We start from the raw sequence: 15053 nt of genomic DNA, 5'->3' as shown, positions 1-15053 counted from the left end.
CTTAGCCCAACTTAATGTTATTTACGCCCACAAAGCGGTCGTAAAGCCAATATAGGGCAATGATTAAGGCCAACAATAGTGACCCCAACGCTGCAGCTAGTTCCCAGTTATTCGAGGACTGCATATGGAAGGCAATAATGTTTGAGATCATCTGTCCTTCGGTGCCGCCTACTATCGCTGGAGTAATGTAGTAGCCAATGGAAATAATGAATACCAACAAGGCGCCGGCACTTACCCCGGGAATGGTCATTGGTAGGTAAATTTTTACAAATGCAGGCACAGGTCGAGCTCCTAGGGAAAGTGCTGCACGAAAATAACTCGGGTCGATATTTTTCATCACGCTATACAAAGGTAAAATCATAAATGGCAGTAATATGTGAGTCATAGCAATAACTGTAGCGAACTGGGTGTAAAGCATCTCAAAGGGCTCATCTATCAACCCTAGTGCCTGCAATGTGGAGTTAACCACGCCGTTGGTTTGCAATATGGCTATCCAAGAAGTGGTGCGAACCAGCAGTGAGGTCCAAAAAGGCAGCAATACCAATACCATTAAACGATTAGCTATTTTGCTTGGCGCGTTGGCCAAGTAGTAAGCCAAGGGATAGGCTAGCAACGCTGTGAGAAAGGTAATAATTAACGCTATTTTTAAGCTCTTCCAATACAGCTTTAAGTAAATCTGGGTATCTCGCTGCTCAATCTCGCCAGCTGCATTACGTTTTAAATCAAAGGTCGTGAGGTAGTAACTATCGGTAAAGGCTTGTCCGGCCCGCTTCATCGCTCGCCATAGGTTTATGTCCTGCCACTTTTTGGAGTAGCCAAGCAGCAAGGTATCACCATTTTGCTGTAATTCTTCTAGCGACTTTTTCTTGAGCTTTCTGGCACTAGATTTAATTAAGCTAGAACTGCCGGGTTTGAGTCGGTTGATTTCTTCGGCAAGTTTTCCTGATAAGCGCTCTTTAGAGAGCCCTTGAAGCTCAATGGCAAATTGTTTGAGCGCTTGGCTGTTGGGTAACTGGTCGCCGGCTTCATCCCAAGTGTTTAACTCTGCCAAGCTCAAGGGGATAAGTTGGCTTACCGTAGGGTGGTAAACACTACGATAGAGCATAGTGGCAATGGGCGAAATAAAGGTGATGAAGACAAATATCAACAGCGGCATGGTAAATGCCAGCAACATCCGCTTCTTGCGTTTAAGCAAGCGTTTGCTCTGGAGTATTTCTTCTACGCTGAGACTGTTGTTATCCATCTTCACCTCTAACTACGTTGCTGCTATTTAAGCAGCCACTCGTTAAACTTCTCGCCTAAAGATTCACCATAATCAGCCCAAAACTCACCAGAGGCTTTTAGGCCCTCATCTAAGTGAGAAGAAGGTAATTTAGGAATAACCGCTTTATCGACGTAAGCGTAAGAAGAGTTACGGGTTGGTCCGTAAGCCACTTCAGGCATGCCACTCAACGGTTTTGAGCTAGTAGCGAAGCGGATGAATTCCATGGCTAGGTCTTTTTTCTTGGTGCCTTTTACAATGGCCCAAACGTCTAAGTCGTAAAGGTGAGCATCCCAAACCATTTCAAAGGGTTTTCCTTCACTTTGAATGGCATCAAAGATCCGCCCATTAGCGGATTGAACCATGACTGCGCCGCCGTCATTTAGCAGTTGTGGTGCTTGTGACCAGCTGTCGAACCAAACAATATCGTCGGCAATAGTGGCGAGCTTGGCAAAGGCGCGAGCTTGGCCTTCGTCGGTTTCTAATACTTCATAAACTTGCTCTTTTGGCACGCCATCGGCGATCAGTGCCCATTCCATGTTTACCTGAGGGCGTTTGCGTAAAGCGCGTTTACCTGGGTAGGTTTTAGTATCGAAGAAGTCAGCAATAGAGCTAGGTTGGCCACCTTTAATGGTGTCATTGTTGTAGGCAAAAAGTACCGTCCACACAATGTTACCTACACCACATTCATTGGCTAAGGCTGCTTCGCTGAAGTCTTTAGCTGCAGGTACGCCGTCGTCACCTGGTGGCAGGCTGTCGTGGTCAATTACTTCCAATAAACCTTCAGAACAAGCGCGTTCAAGGTCAATCACCTCTACGTCGATTACATCCCAAAGAATGTTACCACTCTCAACTTGGGCTTTTATCTCGGCAATCCCACCGGAGTAGTTTTCAAATAGGATTTTGTGGCCTGTTTCTTTCATGAAGGGGTCCAGCATGTGTTTCTGCTGGGCCGCGCCATAAGCACCACCAAAAGATACGGCGGTGAGTTGTTCGGCATTAGCAATGCTACAGGCCGAGGCGAGAGCAATAACTGAGAGTAAACGTTTCATAGGTATCATCCTTTACCATTAAGAGCTTGGGGGTGGATTAAAAGCTAACCCGTCATTAACGGACCACGTTAGTTTAGTAATTGTGCCAGCGGCAATTTGTGGAGCGTCGTGATCGTTGAGCACTTTTACCATCAGCTCAGTCTTGTCACGAAGTTTAAAGAAGTAGCGAATAAAGTCGCCTACATAGAGGCGCGTAATAAACTCTGCTTCAATTCGGTTATCAAAGCGATGTTTATCGCTTTCAATAAATAAGTTTTCGGGGCGTACCGCCAATACGCAGGCATTGCCTGATTCGGGGCAATCCATGGCTTGGCCGCTTACAACGCTGCCATCACTTAGTTCTACTTTAGCTAAGCCTTGAGCGCGATTAAGTACCTTGCCTTTTAGGTGGTTGTTTTCACCGATAAAGTCAGCAACAAAAGCATTCTCAGGGCGCTCATACAGCACATCTGGTGCAGCACATTGCTGCACGACGCCATCGTTAAACACGGCGATGCGATCAGACATAGTGAGGGCTTCGGTTTGATCATGAGTAACATAAATAGCGGTAAAGCCGATGGCTTCGTGTAAGCGTTTAATTTCTAGCTGCATTTGTTCGCGAAGGTTTTTGTCTAAAGCGCCCAGTGGCTCATCCATCAATACAATCGAAGGTTCAAAAATCAGCGAGCGCGCCAGTGCTACCCGTTGCTTCTGGCCTCCGGACAAATGTCCTGGGTAGCGTTTGCCAAAGCTGTCTAGCTCTACTAAGGCTAGAGACTCAGCCACTCTGCGGCTGATTTCTTCTTTGGGGAGTTTACGAACTACCAAAGGGTAAGCGAGGTTCTCGGCTACTGTCATATGGGGGAAGAGTGCATAGTGTTGGAACACCATGCCGATGTTTCGGTTATAGGGAGCAACGTTAGTAATGGCTTGGCCATTCACCAATATTTGGCCGCTGGTGACATCTTCAAAACCGGCTAGCATCATCAAACAGGTGGTTTTGCCAGAACCAGAAGGACCAAGCAAGGTAACAAACTCACCTTTGCGAATATCTAGATTGAAGTTTTTTACCACTAAGCTGCGTTGATCGTAGCTTTTTTTTACGTCAACAAAGCGCACATATTGTTGGTCACTGACCGGCTCGCCCATAAACAGTTCCTTTTGTTAAGGCTTGTTGCTAAAAGTAGACCATGTAATCAAGAATCAAACGTAACATTATCTTAACAAACAAGTTTGCAGAGAAAAGTGCAAAGTTTGAACAGCTTAGTCATAAGCTCAGCACATTATGCTGAATAACTAAGAGAATAAGGTTTAACTCATTACTGCTGCTTCAACATGCCTGAATATCTACTAGGCTATTGCATTAAGCGCGAAATGATAAAATCCACAGCCACTTTCACTTTGGGTATCTGATACTTAAGCCCTTGGTATAAAAGATAAATGCCAGTGGCTTCCGCGGGCGATACTCGAATATCTTGGCCGACCGAAAATACCACTAAGCTGCCCTCGGCAAGCTGTTGGCTAATTCCCCATTCTGGCAATAAAGCAATGCCCTCACCACTTTTGGCTGCGTTGACTAAGCTTGTACCATGATTGCTAATTAAGCGAATAGGTGGATGTAATTCTTGCCATTTTTGTTGTTCTTTATATAACCAAGGCAGCACTTTTTCTGGGCTTCGATAGCGTAAGCTGGGGTGTTGATTAAGCTCGAGAGGGCTTTGTGGTTGGCCATTGCGCGCTAAATATTCTGGCGAAGCACACAAAACAAAATGATTATTCGAGAGCTTTTTGGCAACAATGCGTTCGTCGGGTGCGGTGCCGCCACGAATTGCGATATCTATTTGGTCGCGGCGCAAGTTACTTAACTGATCACTAAAGTGCAGATCTAACACGATGTCTGGGTAACGTTGCGAAAATTCACTCAATATCGGTGTTAAACATAGCTCCCCGTAGCTGGGCATGGCGCTGATAGATAGCATTCCGCTGGGGTGTTGTTGCTGCTGTTTAAGTAAGTCTTCAGCATCGTTCAAGCTGTGCAGCGCGGGCAATATTTGTTGATAGTATAAATCACCCAACTCGGTCAATTTTACTTGGCGAGTACTGCGATGCAGCAGCTGCTGCTTCAACATCGCTTCTAAATCGGCAATTCGCCGAGATACCGAAGAGGGCGGCACATCAAAGGCATTGGCAGTATTGGTGAAGCTGCCAGATTCAGCAAGGTGAGCAAAATATTGTAGGGCGCGTAACTTATCCATCAGGTTCACTTTTGTCTAAAAGGCAATAAAGTTTAGCTTAAAGGGCTATTTATTCCTATTTGTTAGTTTATTTATAATCAAACCGTTAATAATTACTCGGATCACCCATTTAAGGATGCCCACATGTCAAGCTATCAGTCGATTCATTTAGTAAAGCGCCCTCTTAGCCATATTGAAGCCAGCTGTTTTGAAAGCCGCAGTCATGTGGCTGAAGAGCTGCAAGACGGCCAATTTCGGGTTAAGCAAACCCATATGTCGCTAGACCCTGCCATGCGCGGTTGGATGAGCGCCGATACCGATAGTTATATTCCGCCGGTAGCACTAGACGAGGTAATGCGTGCCAGTGGAATTGGTGAAGTTGTTGAGTCGCGTAATCCGCAATTTCCGGTAGGTGCTACGGTAATGGGAATGTTTGGCTGGACCGAGCAAGCTGTAAGCTCTGGTGCTGGAGTGAATATTGTTCCGCCTGGTTTGCCAGCAGAAGCGGTACTAGCGGTATTAGCCTTGCCGGGCATGACTGCTGCTCAAGGCTTGCTGGAAATTGCTAAACCCAAAGCCGGTGAAACCTTATTGGTCAGTGGCGCTGCTGGTTCGGTAGGCTCTTTGGTTGGACAAATTGCTAAGGCCGAAGGTTTACGTGTTGTTGGTGTGGCTGGCAGCGATGAAAAATGCCGTTGGCTGGTGGAAGAGCTAGGTTTTGATGGGGCGGTAAACTACAAAACCGATAATGTTGCCGAGAAAGTGGCGGAGCTAACGCCTGATGGCGTTGACATTTATTTTGAGAATACCGGTGGTGAGATTCAGCAAGTTGCCATTGATAACATGAACGCTTTTGGCCGAGTTGTAGTGTGTGGAATGATTTCTGATTACAACACTGAGCAGCCTTCGGCTGGCCCTAACTGGATCCCAATTGTTAAAAAGCGTTTGTCGATTCAAGGCTTTACTATGCCGGACCATTTCGACAAAGCTCCTCAGCTAATGCAACAAGTTAGCGGCTATCTGCAAGCTGGAAAATTGAGTTACCGAGTACATGTTCTAGAGGGCTTAGACTCAGCCATTGAGGGCATCAATTTGCTATTTAGCGGTGAAAACCAAGGCAAGTTATTAGTGAAATTGTAAGCGTAAGCGTTTGACCAAGCCGACTCTCGGCTTGGTCTTTTTTACTCTGTTAGTTAATCAGCGCAGAATCATCGTTAATGCTCACGTAGTTATTTTGCTGGGCTATGCGCCGCAACCAAGAAAGCACCGCAGGAAACTGCTGCAAATCAAATCCCCCTTCTTCGGCAACATGGGTATAGGCATATAGCGCTATATCTGCAATGGTAAGCCGGTTAGCTACAAAATAGTCTTGCTGTTTGAGGTGTTGTTCCATCACCGTCAATGCGGCGTAACCTTGCTGCTGTTTATCGGCTAATTGAGCTTGGCGCTCGGGCGTCATGCCAGCATGGCTCAGCCAAAAGCGGGGACTAGCAATATTTGGCTCATGGCTATATTGCTCGAAGCTCAACCAACTAATCACCTGTGCTTGTTGCCAGCTGTCATCGGGCCAAAATGCTGAGTCTTGAGCGAGATAAAACAAGGCCGCATTAGATTCTGCTAAGTAGCGTCCATCATCTAGCTCTAGAACCGGAATTTTACCGTTAGGATTCATCGACAAAAACTCAGCACTGCGGCTTTCACCTTTCACAATGTCATAGTGTTTAAGCCCGTAGTTTTGCCCTAGCAGGCTTAGCAATAGGCGAATCTTGTAGCCATTTCCGGAAGGTAAATAATCGTGCAAAATCATAGTTGTTCCTTGCCAATTAGATGATGGTTTTAATGTGACAGATTGCTTGTGTCTTGAATAACGATTATTTTTGATGGCAACTATTAACGATGGTGATGGGTTGAAATGGATATTGACGCTTTACGTAGCTTAGTGGCTTTTGTTGAGAGCGGTAGCTTCACGCGTGCGGCCAGCCAAACTTTTCGCACCCAGTCGGCGATTAGTGCGCAAATGAAAAAGTTGCAGCAAGAAAGCGCTAGCCCGCTATTCGAAAAGGACGGTCGCAGTTTAGTACTCACTCCGGCAGGGCAAGCCCTGGCCAGTTATGCCCGGCGCATTGTGAGCTTGCATGATCAAGCTGTCACTGAGATGAAGCATAGTCACGATAGAGTAGAACTACGCATAGGCTGCCCCGACGACTACAGCATGTCGGTATTACCGCTGCTATGTGAGTTGCTGCAGCAAGCCATTCCTAATTTATGTTTGCGCTTGTCTGCTGCGCCCAGTGTTAAATTAAGAGAAAGCCTAGACCAAGGTGAGCTTGATTTGGCCATTCTTACTCGCAGCCCCGATAGTGATGAAGGGTATTTGTTACGTCACGATCAAGGTGTATGGGTTAGCCATAAAGGCCGCGATTTAAGCTTGCTGCGGCCTATACCCTTGGCTTTGTATGAAACTGATTGTAAATTTCACGCTAGTGCGATTGATGGCTTAGACAAGGCCGAAGTACCTTATCGGCTGCTAGCAACCAGTGCCAATCACAGTGGTTTGTATGGATTAGTCTCGCAAGGATTGGCCGTAGCTGCACTTGCGCGTTCTAGCAAGGGGGAATTGCAAGAATTGTGCGCTAAAACAATGCCTCCCTTGCCAGCAATTGATATTGTAGTTGTTGCTGCCACCCAACCCCATGCGGCTTGTAGCAGTGCCATAGTTAAACAAATTTGTCAGCGGTTTCGCCAGCAAGACGCCTATTTATTAGACACGCCAGCTGAAGCGGTATAACGTTGAAGGTTATCTAAATAGAGTAAGGATGCTTCATGAGTAGCGCCACTAGTCAAACCCAAGGTTTATTGCATTTTAGGCTGTCCCTAAATCAGCTATTTGCAATTGGCACCTTAAAGGTGCGTGAAATTGTGCCTTACACTCGACTTACTGCCCTGCCGCATTCTCACCAATATGTACTGGGCTCAGCGTCCTTGCGTGGCCAAACAATTTCGGTGATCGACATGGCTGCTGCCGTTGGCTACCGACCAATTACTGAAGAAGAACGAGAGTCTTGTTCAATTATAATCACCGATGTTAGCCGTCAAACTGTCGGTTTCTTAGTGCGTGGCATTGAAAAAATTACCGAATGTCGCTGGCGCGATATCGATCCACCACCGGGTTCATTAGGTAAAGACGCCTACGTAACAGGCGTTACTCGGGTTGATGACAAATTAGTGCAATTATTGGATATTGAAAAGCTGATCGCCTCGGTATTCCCTGATGATGAAGATCGGATTCGCGTATCGGTAAGTTTGCCAGACCAAGCGATTCTTGCTCAGCTTAAAATTCTACTGGTGGATGATTCGGCCACCGCCCGTAAACAATTAGCCAGTGCCCTAGATAGCATTGAAATTGACTACCAAATGGCCAGCGATGGCGCGACTGCATTTAAAATGATGCAGCAAGCTGCCGCTCAAGGTAAGCCAATTGATGTACTGGTGAGCGATATTGAAATGCCGGGCCTAGATGGCTACGAACTAACCTTTGAAGTGCGCAGCGACCCAGGTGTTGCAGATGCCTATATTATTTTACATACCTCGCTATCTAGCGAAATTAGTGTTGATAGAGCTAGCCAAGTGGGTGCCGATGAAGCCTTAACTAAGTTTGACGCAGGAGAGCTCATCGACGCTATGTTACGTGGTGCCGAGCGGGTTTCTGATGACGAAACCAGGAGTTCTCTGGCAAAAAAGACCGGAATCCTTGAGGGGATGTTTTAGTAAGGGCTAAAAATTTTTGCACCCTTTGGTGCAGCTTTACTATGCTTTCAAGGTGTTCTATTTTTAGGGTTTCGCCTAGTGAACGGCCTTCGCTGTTTTTTGTTACTCTGCCTTCCTTGCTCTGCTTTGGCAGATAGTAACAGTATTAACATCGCCACCGATGAGTGGCTAAATTATTCAAATAAAGACCAAAGTGGCTATTACTTTGGTTTGCTGCAGCGGGTTTACCCCAATCACTTCTACAACGTTCAGTTCATGCCCTATTTACGTAGTATTGCCATGCTGGATCAGCAGCAGGTAGATATTGTGTTTGGCGGGGCAGCCGACGACTTTGCTAGTGCTAACTGTTCGACTTTCCCAATAGAAATTGACCGCAGCGACATGTTAATTAGCCCCGAATTGGCCGAGTACTACAGCACTCTAAAAGATCTCATTGGCAAACAAGTGGTCTCGCAGCTTGGTTACGATTGGCAAGATCTTTTGCCGGAAGGAGTGAATTACCGTGAGTACGCAAGCTTAGAGCAAATGATCAAGCTGTTGCACCATAAGCGAGTGGATGCAGTATTAAATTATCAGGAAGACATTAATCACCTGCTAGAACAAAAGCCAGAATTGGCTGGTGACTATGTGCTGGTGGAAAACGTGTTGCAATACAGCTCTACTTTTTGCTTTGCTGCTAATCCGCGTGGGCGTTACCTACAAACACGTTTTGATGAAATTATGCCTATACTGGTGAGCAGTGGCGAGTTACATCAGTTAATGCAACAAGAACTCGGCAGCGACGACAATTATCCCTATTAATGCCAAGGCTTCTGTGGACTTGGACAGTTACCCGCTTTGCTTTACACTGCTCAGCCATAATAAGACTTCAGAGAGTGGCGAGCCGTGCAGGGACATCTATCAAAAATGCGAACAGAACTGGGCGAACAAGTTCAGTATTATTTGCCAATTGGTGAGCAAGAGTTACACCTAAATCCACTAATTGGTGAATCTTTAGCTTTTGAATTTACCGGTAAAATAAACTGCCGAAGCTGTGGAAAAGCCACCAAGAAAAGCTACTCTCAAGGGCATTGTTTTGTGTGTATGCGAAAGCTGGCTAGCTGCGACATGTGCATTATGAAACCTGAAACCTGCCACTACGCCCAAGGCACTTGTCGTGAGCCAGAATGGGGAGAAGCAAATTGCATGATTCCTCATTACGTATACTTAGCCAATACCTCGGGCTTAAAGGTAGGCATTACTCGCCATAGCCAAATACCAACACGTTGGATTGACCAAGGTGCTACTCAAGCCCTACCAATATTTAAAGTTGCCACGCGCCAGCTTTCTGGTTTGGTAGAAATAGAATTAGCTAAGCTGGTGGCAGACAAAACCAATTGGCGAGCGATGTTGAAAGGCGATGCGATAGAATTAGATTTGATAGCCGAGCGTGAACGTTTGTTGCCACAAATTGGTGAGGCCTTGGCCGATTTAGCAGAGCGCTTTGGCTTAGAAGCCATTAGTGAATTGCCCGATGAGCAAGTGATTGATTTAAATTTTCCTGTTGCTCAATATCCAAGCAAAATAAGCAGTTTTAACTTAGATAAAAATCCCTTGGTAGAAGGGCAGCTGCAAGGAATTAAAGGCCAGTATTTAATCTTTAACAATGGTGTGATAAATATTCGCAAGTTTGGCTCTTACCAAATAAAACTATTGTCTGAATAAGCCAATTTACTAGCAGTATCGGAAACAACATGATCTTACAGACTTGGCAAAAGAGACTCACATGGCTACTGATTTTATCAGTGTCTTGGTTTGTCTTGGCTTGGGCTGAACATCAAGTTGAACGGCTTGATCCAGAGCACTCCGAGCTACATTGTCAACTCTGTTTTAATTTAAAAAAACTGGCAACGGCGATAGTAAGTAGCGTACCGCTGATTGTATTGCTTAAACGTCGCCAAGCTTTTGTTAGAACAGTTTACTTATACACTAGCCTGCATGCGCTAGCTGCTAGCGCCCGCTCTCCTCCGTCCATGAACTGCTAATTTAGTTAAACAACATTTGAATCTGCTATCGCAGCTAACTATGGTTAGCTTTAAGTGAATATACTTAGACTTACTCGGTGCTCTGCTGTGGGCTTATTTAGCTAGATTAGTATTAATAGTTTCAATCATTTACTAATTTTAAAATCATGGATACTTACAATGAAGTTACAGCCTATATATGCGGCCCTTTTGGGCCTGTTTTCTTGCGCAGCTAGCGCTCAATCTGCTCATCAGCATGGTGTTGCAGAGCTCTTTTTTGCCGCCAGTGGAGAAGAATTAGAAATTGAAATCCATTCACCGGCCGATAACTTCCTTGGCTTTGAGCATGCTCCTGTAAACGAGCAACAGCACAAGATATTGGACGACGCAAAAAAACAAGCAGCTCAAAGCATGAGTTTGTTTAGCTTTGCCGGTGGCGAATGTGAGCTTGAAGAAGTTACTCAGCATTGGGGAAGCTTAGACCAAGCGGATGCAGAGCATAAAGACCACGATCACCACGACCACGCTGCGCACGACGAGCACAAAGACCATGATGATCATGACCATGCTGCGCACGACGAGCACAAAGACCATGATGATCATGACCACGCTGCCCACGATGAGCACAAAGACCATGATGATCATGACCACGCTGCACACGATGAGCACAAAGGCCATGACGATCATGACCACGCTGCACACGATGAGCACAAAGGCCATGACGATCATGACCACGCTGCGCACGATGAGCACAAAGACCATGATGATCATGACCACGCTGCTCATGCTAGCCACGAGGATGTGCGCTTAACTTACCACTTCCACTGTCATCACTTAGATGAACTGAAAAGCTTCGACCTAGAGTTGTTTAAGCTTTTCCCGCGTATGGAAAAAATCCAAGTACAAGGTGCTAGTGAGCGCGGCCAAGTAGCGTTTGATGTTACGCCAGCGCAAAACAAGGTGAACTTATAATATGAGCCAGTCTGCTTCTCTATTAGCCTTAGAAGAAGTGGTATTTGCGTGGCCGGGTGAAACACACCCGGCCATTCATATTCCTCATTTAACTATTGCTAAAGCTAGCCATACTTTTATTCATGGGCCAAGCGGCTGTGGTAAATCTACGCTACTCAGCTTGATTGCTGGGGTGATTAGCCCGCAACAGGGCAAGTTAAGCTTCATGGGGCAAGACTGTGCCAGCTTAAAAGCAGCGCAACGTGACCAATTGAGAGCTGATCATATTGGCTACGTATTTCAGCAGTTCAACCTGTTGCCCTACCTGTCGGTACTCGAAAATGTCGCTTTGGCTTGTCAGTTCTCTAAGTTACGTCGGCAGCGAGCCTTAAGTCGTTCGACGTCGGTGCTGGATGAAGCGCGTCGTTTATTATCGCATCTGCAGTTGCCTGATAAGCAGCTTAATCAGCCAGTGGGTCAGTTGAGCATTGGCCAACAACAGCGAGTGGCGGCAGCACGCGCCATGATTGGTTCTCCAGAGCTAATTATTGCCGATGAACCCACCTCAGCGTTGGATAAAACCAATCGCGAACATTTTATGAACCTGTTGATGTCTGAGTTAGAGCACTGTGATAGCAGCTTGTTATTGGTGAGTCACGACCAAGAGCTAGCTAATCGTTTCCATCAGGTGGTTGATTTGCCAGCGCTTAATTTGGGAGGTCAACATGAGCTTGCTTAAGTTAGCTTGGCAAAGTTTGTGGGCTAGGCGAGGCACCGCCTTACTCAGTTTGCTGACCATCGCCCTTAGTGTGGCCTTGTTATTGGGTGTGGAAAACCTCCGTACTCAAGCCAAATCGAGCTTTGCCTCAACCATCTCTGGCACCGATTTAATTGTGGGTGCACGCAGTGGCCCTACTCAATTACTGCTTTATTCAGTATTTCGCATTGGCAATGCCACCAATAATATTAGCTGGGACAGTTACCAAGAAATTGCGGGTCAGTCGTCGGTAAAATGGTCGATTCCTATTTCTTTGGGGGATTCGCATCGCGGCTATCGCGTAATGGGTACCACCAATAGCTTTTTTGAGCACTATCAATATGCCAATAAACAAGCTTTAGAGTTTGCCGAAGGCCAGCAGCTAAACGATACCTTTGAAGTAGTATTAGGCGCAGAAGTGGCGCGTAAGCTGGGCTACACATTGGGTGACAAGATTGTGGTGGCTCATGGTATTGCAGCGGTAAGTTTTGTTAATCATGACCAGTTCCCCTTTGTAGTGAGCGGTATTCTAAAAGCTACGGGTACGCCGGTTGATAGAACAGTGATTACCTCGCTCGCCGGCATTGAAGCCATTCACTTACCGCCACAAGCTCTACCATTTAGTGAAGCGCAGCTTACGCCTTCAAGCATTACAGCTATGATGCTGGGCACCCAATCAAAACTGCAAATATTCAACTTACAGCGACAAATTAACCAGTACAAAAACGAAGCTCTGCTAGCTATTTTGCCTGGAGTCGCATTGCAAGAGCTATGGGGCATACTAAGCATTGCTGAAAGCGCTTTGTTAGCCGTATCAATTTGTGTGGTGATTACTGGCTTAATGAGTATGCTAAGCACCTTGATGGTAAGCTTAAAAGAGCGCCGCCGAGAAATGGCTATATTGCGCTCAGTTGGGGCTAAGCCTCGGCATATTTTTGGCCTGTTGTTGATAGAAGCGCTATTGCTGAGTGTATTAGGAGCCCTGTTAGGATTAGTTAGTATGTATCTAATTTTAGGGGCTGCAAAACCTATCCTACTCAATCAGTTTGGCTTTTATTTAGTTTTAAGCTGGCCCACTCTGGAGCAATGGTATTTGTTAGTTGCTGTGGTCGTGGTTGGCTTTGTCGCCGGCGTATTGCCTGCGTGGCGTGCCTATCGTTATTCGCTTAGCGATGGCATGAGCATAAAGATTTAGAAAGGGTAAACATGAAACTAGCGTATTACGTAGTGGGTTTATTGCTAGTGAGCATGAACCTACAGGCCAATGGTGTAGACGTTTGGAATGAGCTACTGCCAGAAAATGAACGAAATACCTTTATGCCTGAAGTGGACCACAATGCACCGCTGGATCAGGCTGCACAGCAAAACTTAAATGTAAGTGTGAACACCGAGTTGGACGGCAAACCTTTGCGTATTCCCGGTTTTGTGGTGCCGCTGGATACCGAAGGTGAGTTGGTGAAGGAATTTTTGTTAGTGCCGTACTTTGGTGCTTGCTTGCATTACCCACCACCGCCACCAAACCAGATTGTGTATGTGACTTACTCTAAGGGTTTACAGCTAGAAGATTTATGGGAACCAATATGGGTGGAAGGAATTATTCATACCCAGGTTCAAACGGTAGAGGGGGTTGCCACCGCGGGATATTCCATCGCCGAACCTGAGTCGATAGTGTTGTATACCGATTAATCTAACACAATACCTAGGGCGATATATGGCACTACATAAAACGCAATAATGGCGGTTTTATAGAGTGCCAAGCCTAGGTAATGAAAGCGGTCAAACTTCTCAACACTTAGGTTGAACCATTTCGAGTGCAGTTTGTAGGTCCAGTCGTGGGCTAGGGTTAAAAAGGCAAACCAATATAACAACACCGCGATATTGATGATGGCTCCCCAGCCTAAAGCGCTGCGAATTAAATCAAGTTCCATAACTTCACCTGCATATCTTTATTCAATTGAAAGCCACTAAGCCACTTAATTAATTTACCACTGCCTAGTGTCACTGCAAGCCTATTGGCTTATTCCACAGTAAAATTTTGTTCGAAAATGCGTACTTGCTGCTGATTAACTATGGTTACTTGCCATTCTCCGCGACTTTGAGCAGTAAAACGCTTACTGGCATTGGTGCGCCAGCGCGGGCCGCCAATATCTAAGTCTACCGAGGCTTGTAACTGGCCTTGGTGAGACCAGTTAACTTGAATGCTTTGGCCCTGCATCTCGTGCAACTCCATAAACAAGTAAACCTGTTGAATCTCGCTAAGTGCTACCTTGCTTAAGTTATCTACTGGCTCACGTTGGCTAATGGCAGAGCTTAATTGGGCGCGCGCGACTTGGGTTGGCACAGCACTGGTTTGCTCAAGGTTTGTGGGAGCTTCTACCGTTTTGGCTGACGCTTCAGTTTCAAGTATCGAGGGCTCAAGCTCATCTGTTGTTGGCTCTTCCACTACGTTTGCTTGAGAGGCTGGCTGGCTAATTTGTTCGCTGGCCTCCTCTGCTTGCTCTGCAGCCGCAGCCATGGGGCTATCCGCTAACTCTTCAAGTTGTTGGCTAGGCTGCACAGTATTGGTTTCTGGCTGAATTAGCGTTGTTTCCGCAGGTGTGTTTGCAGCAGTAACGGTTGGCTCTTCAAGTACTTCTACTTCTAAGGGCTGCAGCTGTTGCTCTGTAGCCACTGCAGCTGAGCTTTGAGTGCTAAGCGTTTGATCTTGTTCTATTTGAGCTATTGAAGAGTGCTCAGCTGAAACTTCGGCCCCTGGCAATTGTGCTTTATTGGCAGTGTTCTCGATTGGGCTGCTTGGTTGAGAAGTCGTGGCATTTGAATCGGCTACAGTCTCGGCCTGAGCGGGCCACATAAAATGCACTAACCCGCCAACAAGCAAGGTAACAACTAACACTGCGGCAAAAATTTTGCGTAGGTCAAAGGGAGGCTTTGGTGCGGGAACTTTATCTATAGTCGCCGTTTGGCTTGCGGATGCATTGAGATGTATTTTGATGCTTACTTGTTCTGCCATGACTGAGGATTTGCCCCATACTCCAATTATAACTGCTC

17 protein-coding genes are annotated in these 15053 nt (G+C 46.2%); 10 read left to right on the top strand and 7 right to left on the bottom strand.

Features of this window, described 5'->3' with window-relative positions; translation table 11 throughout:
* Position 1 precedes the first annotated feature (1 nt).
* From K5609_RS20810 to K5609_RS20795, 4 genes are all read right to left on the bottom strand, one after another.
* Complete coding sequence (locus K5609_RS20810; protein WP_221075298.1) at positions 2-1243, bottom strand: ABC transporter permease; 1242 nt, start codon at positions 1241-1243, stop codon at positions 2-4.
* Positions 1244-1266: 23 nt separating this feature from the next.
* The gene (locus tag K5609_RS20805) at positions 1267-2313 is read right to left on the bottom strand and encodes an ABC transporter substrate-binding protein (protein WP_221075297.1); all 1047 of its coding nucleotides are present in this window, start codon (positions 2311-2313) and stop codon (positions 1267-1269) included.
* Positions 2314-2331: 18 nt separating this feature from the next.
* Positions 2332-3441 (bottom strand): ABC transporter ATP-binding protein, encoded by a 1110-nt coding sequence (locus K5609_RS20800; protein ID WP_221075296.1) that lies wholly within the window; start codon positions 3439-3441, stop codon positions 2332-2334.
* A gap of 206 nt (positions 3442-3647) precedes the next feature.
* Positions 3648-4547, bottom strand: a complete 900-nt coding sequence (locus K5609_RS20795; RefSeq protein WP_221075295.1) for a LysR family transcriptional regulator — start codon at positions 4545-4547, stop codon at positions 3648-3650.
* A 123-nt stretch (positions 4548-4670) separates the two neighbouring features.
* On the opposite strand from K5609_RS20795, the gene K5609_RS20790 reads away from it, so the two are divergent.
* Positions 4671-5666, top strand: coding sequence for an NADP-dependent oxidoreductase (locus K5609_RS20790; protein ID WP_221075294.1), 996 nt, complete (start codon positions 4671-4673; stop codon positions 5664-5666).
* Positions 5667-5715: 49 nt separating this feature from the next.
* On the opposite strand, the gene K5609_RS20785 is transcribed toward K5609_RS20790, so the two are convergent.
* Positions 5716-6333: a glutathione S-transferase family protein gene (locus K5609_RS20785; RefSeq protein ID WP_221075293.1), complete on the bottom strand. Its 618-nt coding sequence runs from the start codon at positions 6331-6333 to the stop codon at positions 5716-5718.
* Positions 6334-6438: 105 nt separating this feature from the next.
* On the opposite strand from K5609_RS20785, the gene K5609_RS20780 reads away from it, so the two are divergent.
* The 9 genes from K5609_RS20780 to K5609_RS20740 all read left to right on the top strand — a co-directional run bounded on the left by K5609_RS20780 (position 6439) and on the right by K5609_RS20740 (position 13691).
* The gene (locus K5609_RS20780; protein WP_221075292.1) at positions 6439-7314 is read left to right on the top strand and encodes a LysR substrate-binding domain-containing protein; all 876 of its coding nucleotides are present in this window, start codon (positions 6439-6441) and stop codon (positions 7312-7314) included.
* A 35-nt stretch (positions 7315-7349) separates the two neighbouring features.
* Positions 7350-8294: a chemotaxis protein gene (locus tag K5609_RS20775; protein ID WP_221075291.1), complete on the top strand. Its 945-nt coding sequence runs from the start codon at positions 7350-7352 to the stop codon at positions 8292-8294.
* Between the two features lie 78 nt (positions 8295-8372).
* Positions 8373-9095 (top strand): substrate-binding periplasmic protein, encoded by a 723-nt coding sequence (locus tag K5609_RS20770; protein ID WP_221075290.1) that lies wholly within the window; start codon positions 8373-8375, stop codon positions 9093-9095.
* Positions 9096-9179: 84 nt separating this feature from the next.
* Positions 9180-9998 carry a DUF2797 domain-containing protein gene (locus K5609_RS20765; protein ID WP_221075289.1) on the top strand — a complete coding sequence of 273 codons (819 nt, stop codon included), beginning with the start codon at positions 9180-9182 and terminating at the stop codon, positions 9996-9998.
* Positions 9999-10027: 29 nt separating this feature from the next.
* On the top strand, positions 10028-10318 hold the full coding sequence (locus K5609_RS20760; RefSeq protein ID WP_221075288.1) for a DUF2607 family protein: 291 nt from the start codon (positions 10028-10030) through the stop codon (positions 10316-10318).
* Positions 10319-10477: 159 nt separating this feature from the next.
* Positions 10478-11269, top strand: a complete 792-nt coding sequence (locus K5609_RS20755) for a ZrgA family zinc uptake protein (protein WP_221075287.1) — start codon at positions 10478-10480, stop codon at positions 11267-11269.
* 1 nt (position 11270) lies between these two features.
* Entirely contained in the window at positions 11271-11987 is a 717-nt protein-coding gene (locus K5609_RS20750) for an ABC transporter ATP-binding protein (protein ID WP_221075286.1), read from the top strand.
* Complete coding sequence (locus K5609_RS20745) at positions 11974-13200, top strand: ABC transporter permease (RefSeq protein WP_221075285.1); 1227 nt, start codon at positions 11974-11976, stop codon at positions 13198-13200. Before K5609_RS20750 ends, K5609_RS20745 begins: the two co-directional genes overlap by 14 nt.
* 11 nt (positions 13201-13211) lie before the next feature.
* On the top strand, positions 13212-13691 hold the full coding sequence (locus tag K5609_RS20740) for a DUF3299 domain-containing protein (protein WP_221075284.1): 480 nt from the start codon (positions 13212-13214) through the stop codon (positions 13689-13691).
* On the opposite strand, the gene K5609_RS20735 is transcribed toward K5609_RS20740, so the two are convergent.
* Complete coding sequence (locus K5609_RS20735) at positions 13688-13933, bottom strand: DUF6868 family protein (RefSeq protein WP_221075283.1); 246 nt, start codon at positions 13931-13933, stop codon at positions 13688-13690. The two genes, K5609_RS20740 and K5609_RS20735, sit on opposite strands and share 4 nt — an antisense overlap.
* A gap of 89 nt (positions 13934-14022) precedes the next feature.
* The gene (locus tag K5609_RS20730) at positions 14023-15015 is read right to left on the bottom strand and encodes a DUF2914 domain-containing protein (protein WP_221075282.1); all 993 of its coding nucleotides are present in this window, start codon (positions 15013-15015) and stop codon (positions 14023-14025) included.
* Positions 15016-15053 lie beyond the last annotated feature (38 nt).

This window comes from Agarivorans aestuarii, assembly GCF_019670125.1.
Classification (GTDB): domain Bacteria; phylum Pseudomonadota; class Gammaproteobacteria; order Enterobacterales; family Celerinatantimonadaceae; genus Agarivorans; species Agarivorans aestuarii.
This window is presented reverse-complemented; position numbering and strand designations above follow the sequence as displayed.

Excerpts from the sequence above, each read along its gene's own strand:
- K5609_RS20810 (WP_221075298.1), bottom strand. The coding sequence starts at position 1,243 with ATGGATAACAACAGTCTCAGCGTAGAAGAAATACTCCAGAGCAAACGC.
- K5609_RS20805 (WP_221075297.1), bottom strand. The coding sequence starts at position 2,313 with ATGAAACGTTTACTCTCAGTTATTGCTCTCGCCTCGGCCTGTAGCATT.
- K5609_RS20800 (WP_221075296.1), bottom strand. The coding sequence starts at position 3,441 with ATGGGCGAGCCGGTCAGTGACCAACAATATGTGCGCTTTGTTGACGTA.
- K5609_RS20795 (WP_221075295.1), bottom strand. The coding sequence starts at position 4,547 with ATGGATAAGTTACGCGCCCTACAATATTTTGCTCACCTTGCTGAATCT.
- K5609_RS20790 (WP_221075294.1), top strand. The coding sequence starts at position 4,671 with ATGTCAAGCTATCAGTCGATTCATTTAGTAAAGCGCCCTCTTAGCCAT.
- K5609_RS20785 (WP_221075293.1), bottom strand. The coding sequence starts at position 6,333 with ATGATTTTGCACGATTATTTACCTTCCGGAAATGGCTACAAGATTCGC.
- K5609_RS20780 (WP_221075292.1), top strand. The coding sequence starts at position 6,439 with ATGGATATTGACGCTTTACGTAGCTTAGTGGCTTTTGTTGAGAGCGGT.
- K5609_RS20775 (WP_221075291.1), top strand. The coding sequence starts at position 7,350 with ATGAGTAGCGCCACTAGTCAAACCCAAGGTTTATTGCATTTTAGGCTG.
- K5609_RS20760 (WP_221075288.1), top strand. The coding sequence starts at position 10,028 with ATGATCTTACAGACTTGGCAAAAGAGACTCACATGGCTACTGATTTTA.
- K5609_RS20755 (WP_221075287.1), top strand. The coding sequence starts at position 10,478 with ATGAAGTTACAGCCTATATATGCGGCCCTTTTGGGCCTGTTTTCTTGC.
- K5609_RS20750 (WP_221075286.1), top strand. The coding sequence starts at position 11,271 with ATGAGCCAGTCTGCTTCTCTATTAGCCTTAGAAGAAGTGGTATTTGCG.
- K5609_RS20745 (WP_221075285.1), top strand. The coding sequence starts at position 11,974 with ATGAGCTTGCTTAAGTTAGCTTGGCAAAGTTTGTGGGCTAGGCGAGGC.
- K5609_RS20740 (WP_221075284.1), top strand. The coding sequence starts at position 13,212 with ATGAAACTAGCGTATTACGTAGTGGGTTTATTGCTAGTGAGCATGAAC.
- K5609_RS20735 (WP_221075283.1), bottom strand. The coding sequence starts at position 13,933 with ATGGAACTTGATTTAATTCGCAGCGCTTTAGGCTGGGGAGCCATCATC.
- K5609_RS20730 (WP_221075282.1), bottom strand. The coding sequence starts at position 15,015 with ATGGCAGAACAAGTAAGCATCAAAATACATCTCAATGCATCCGCAAGC.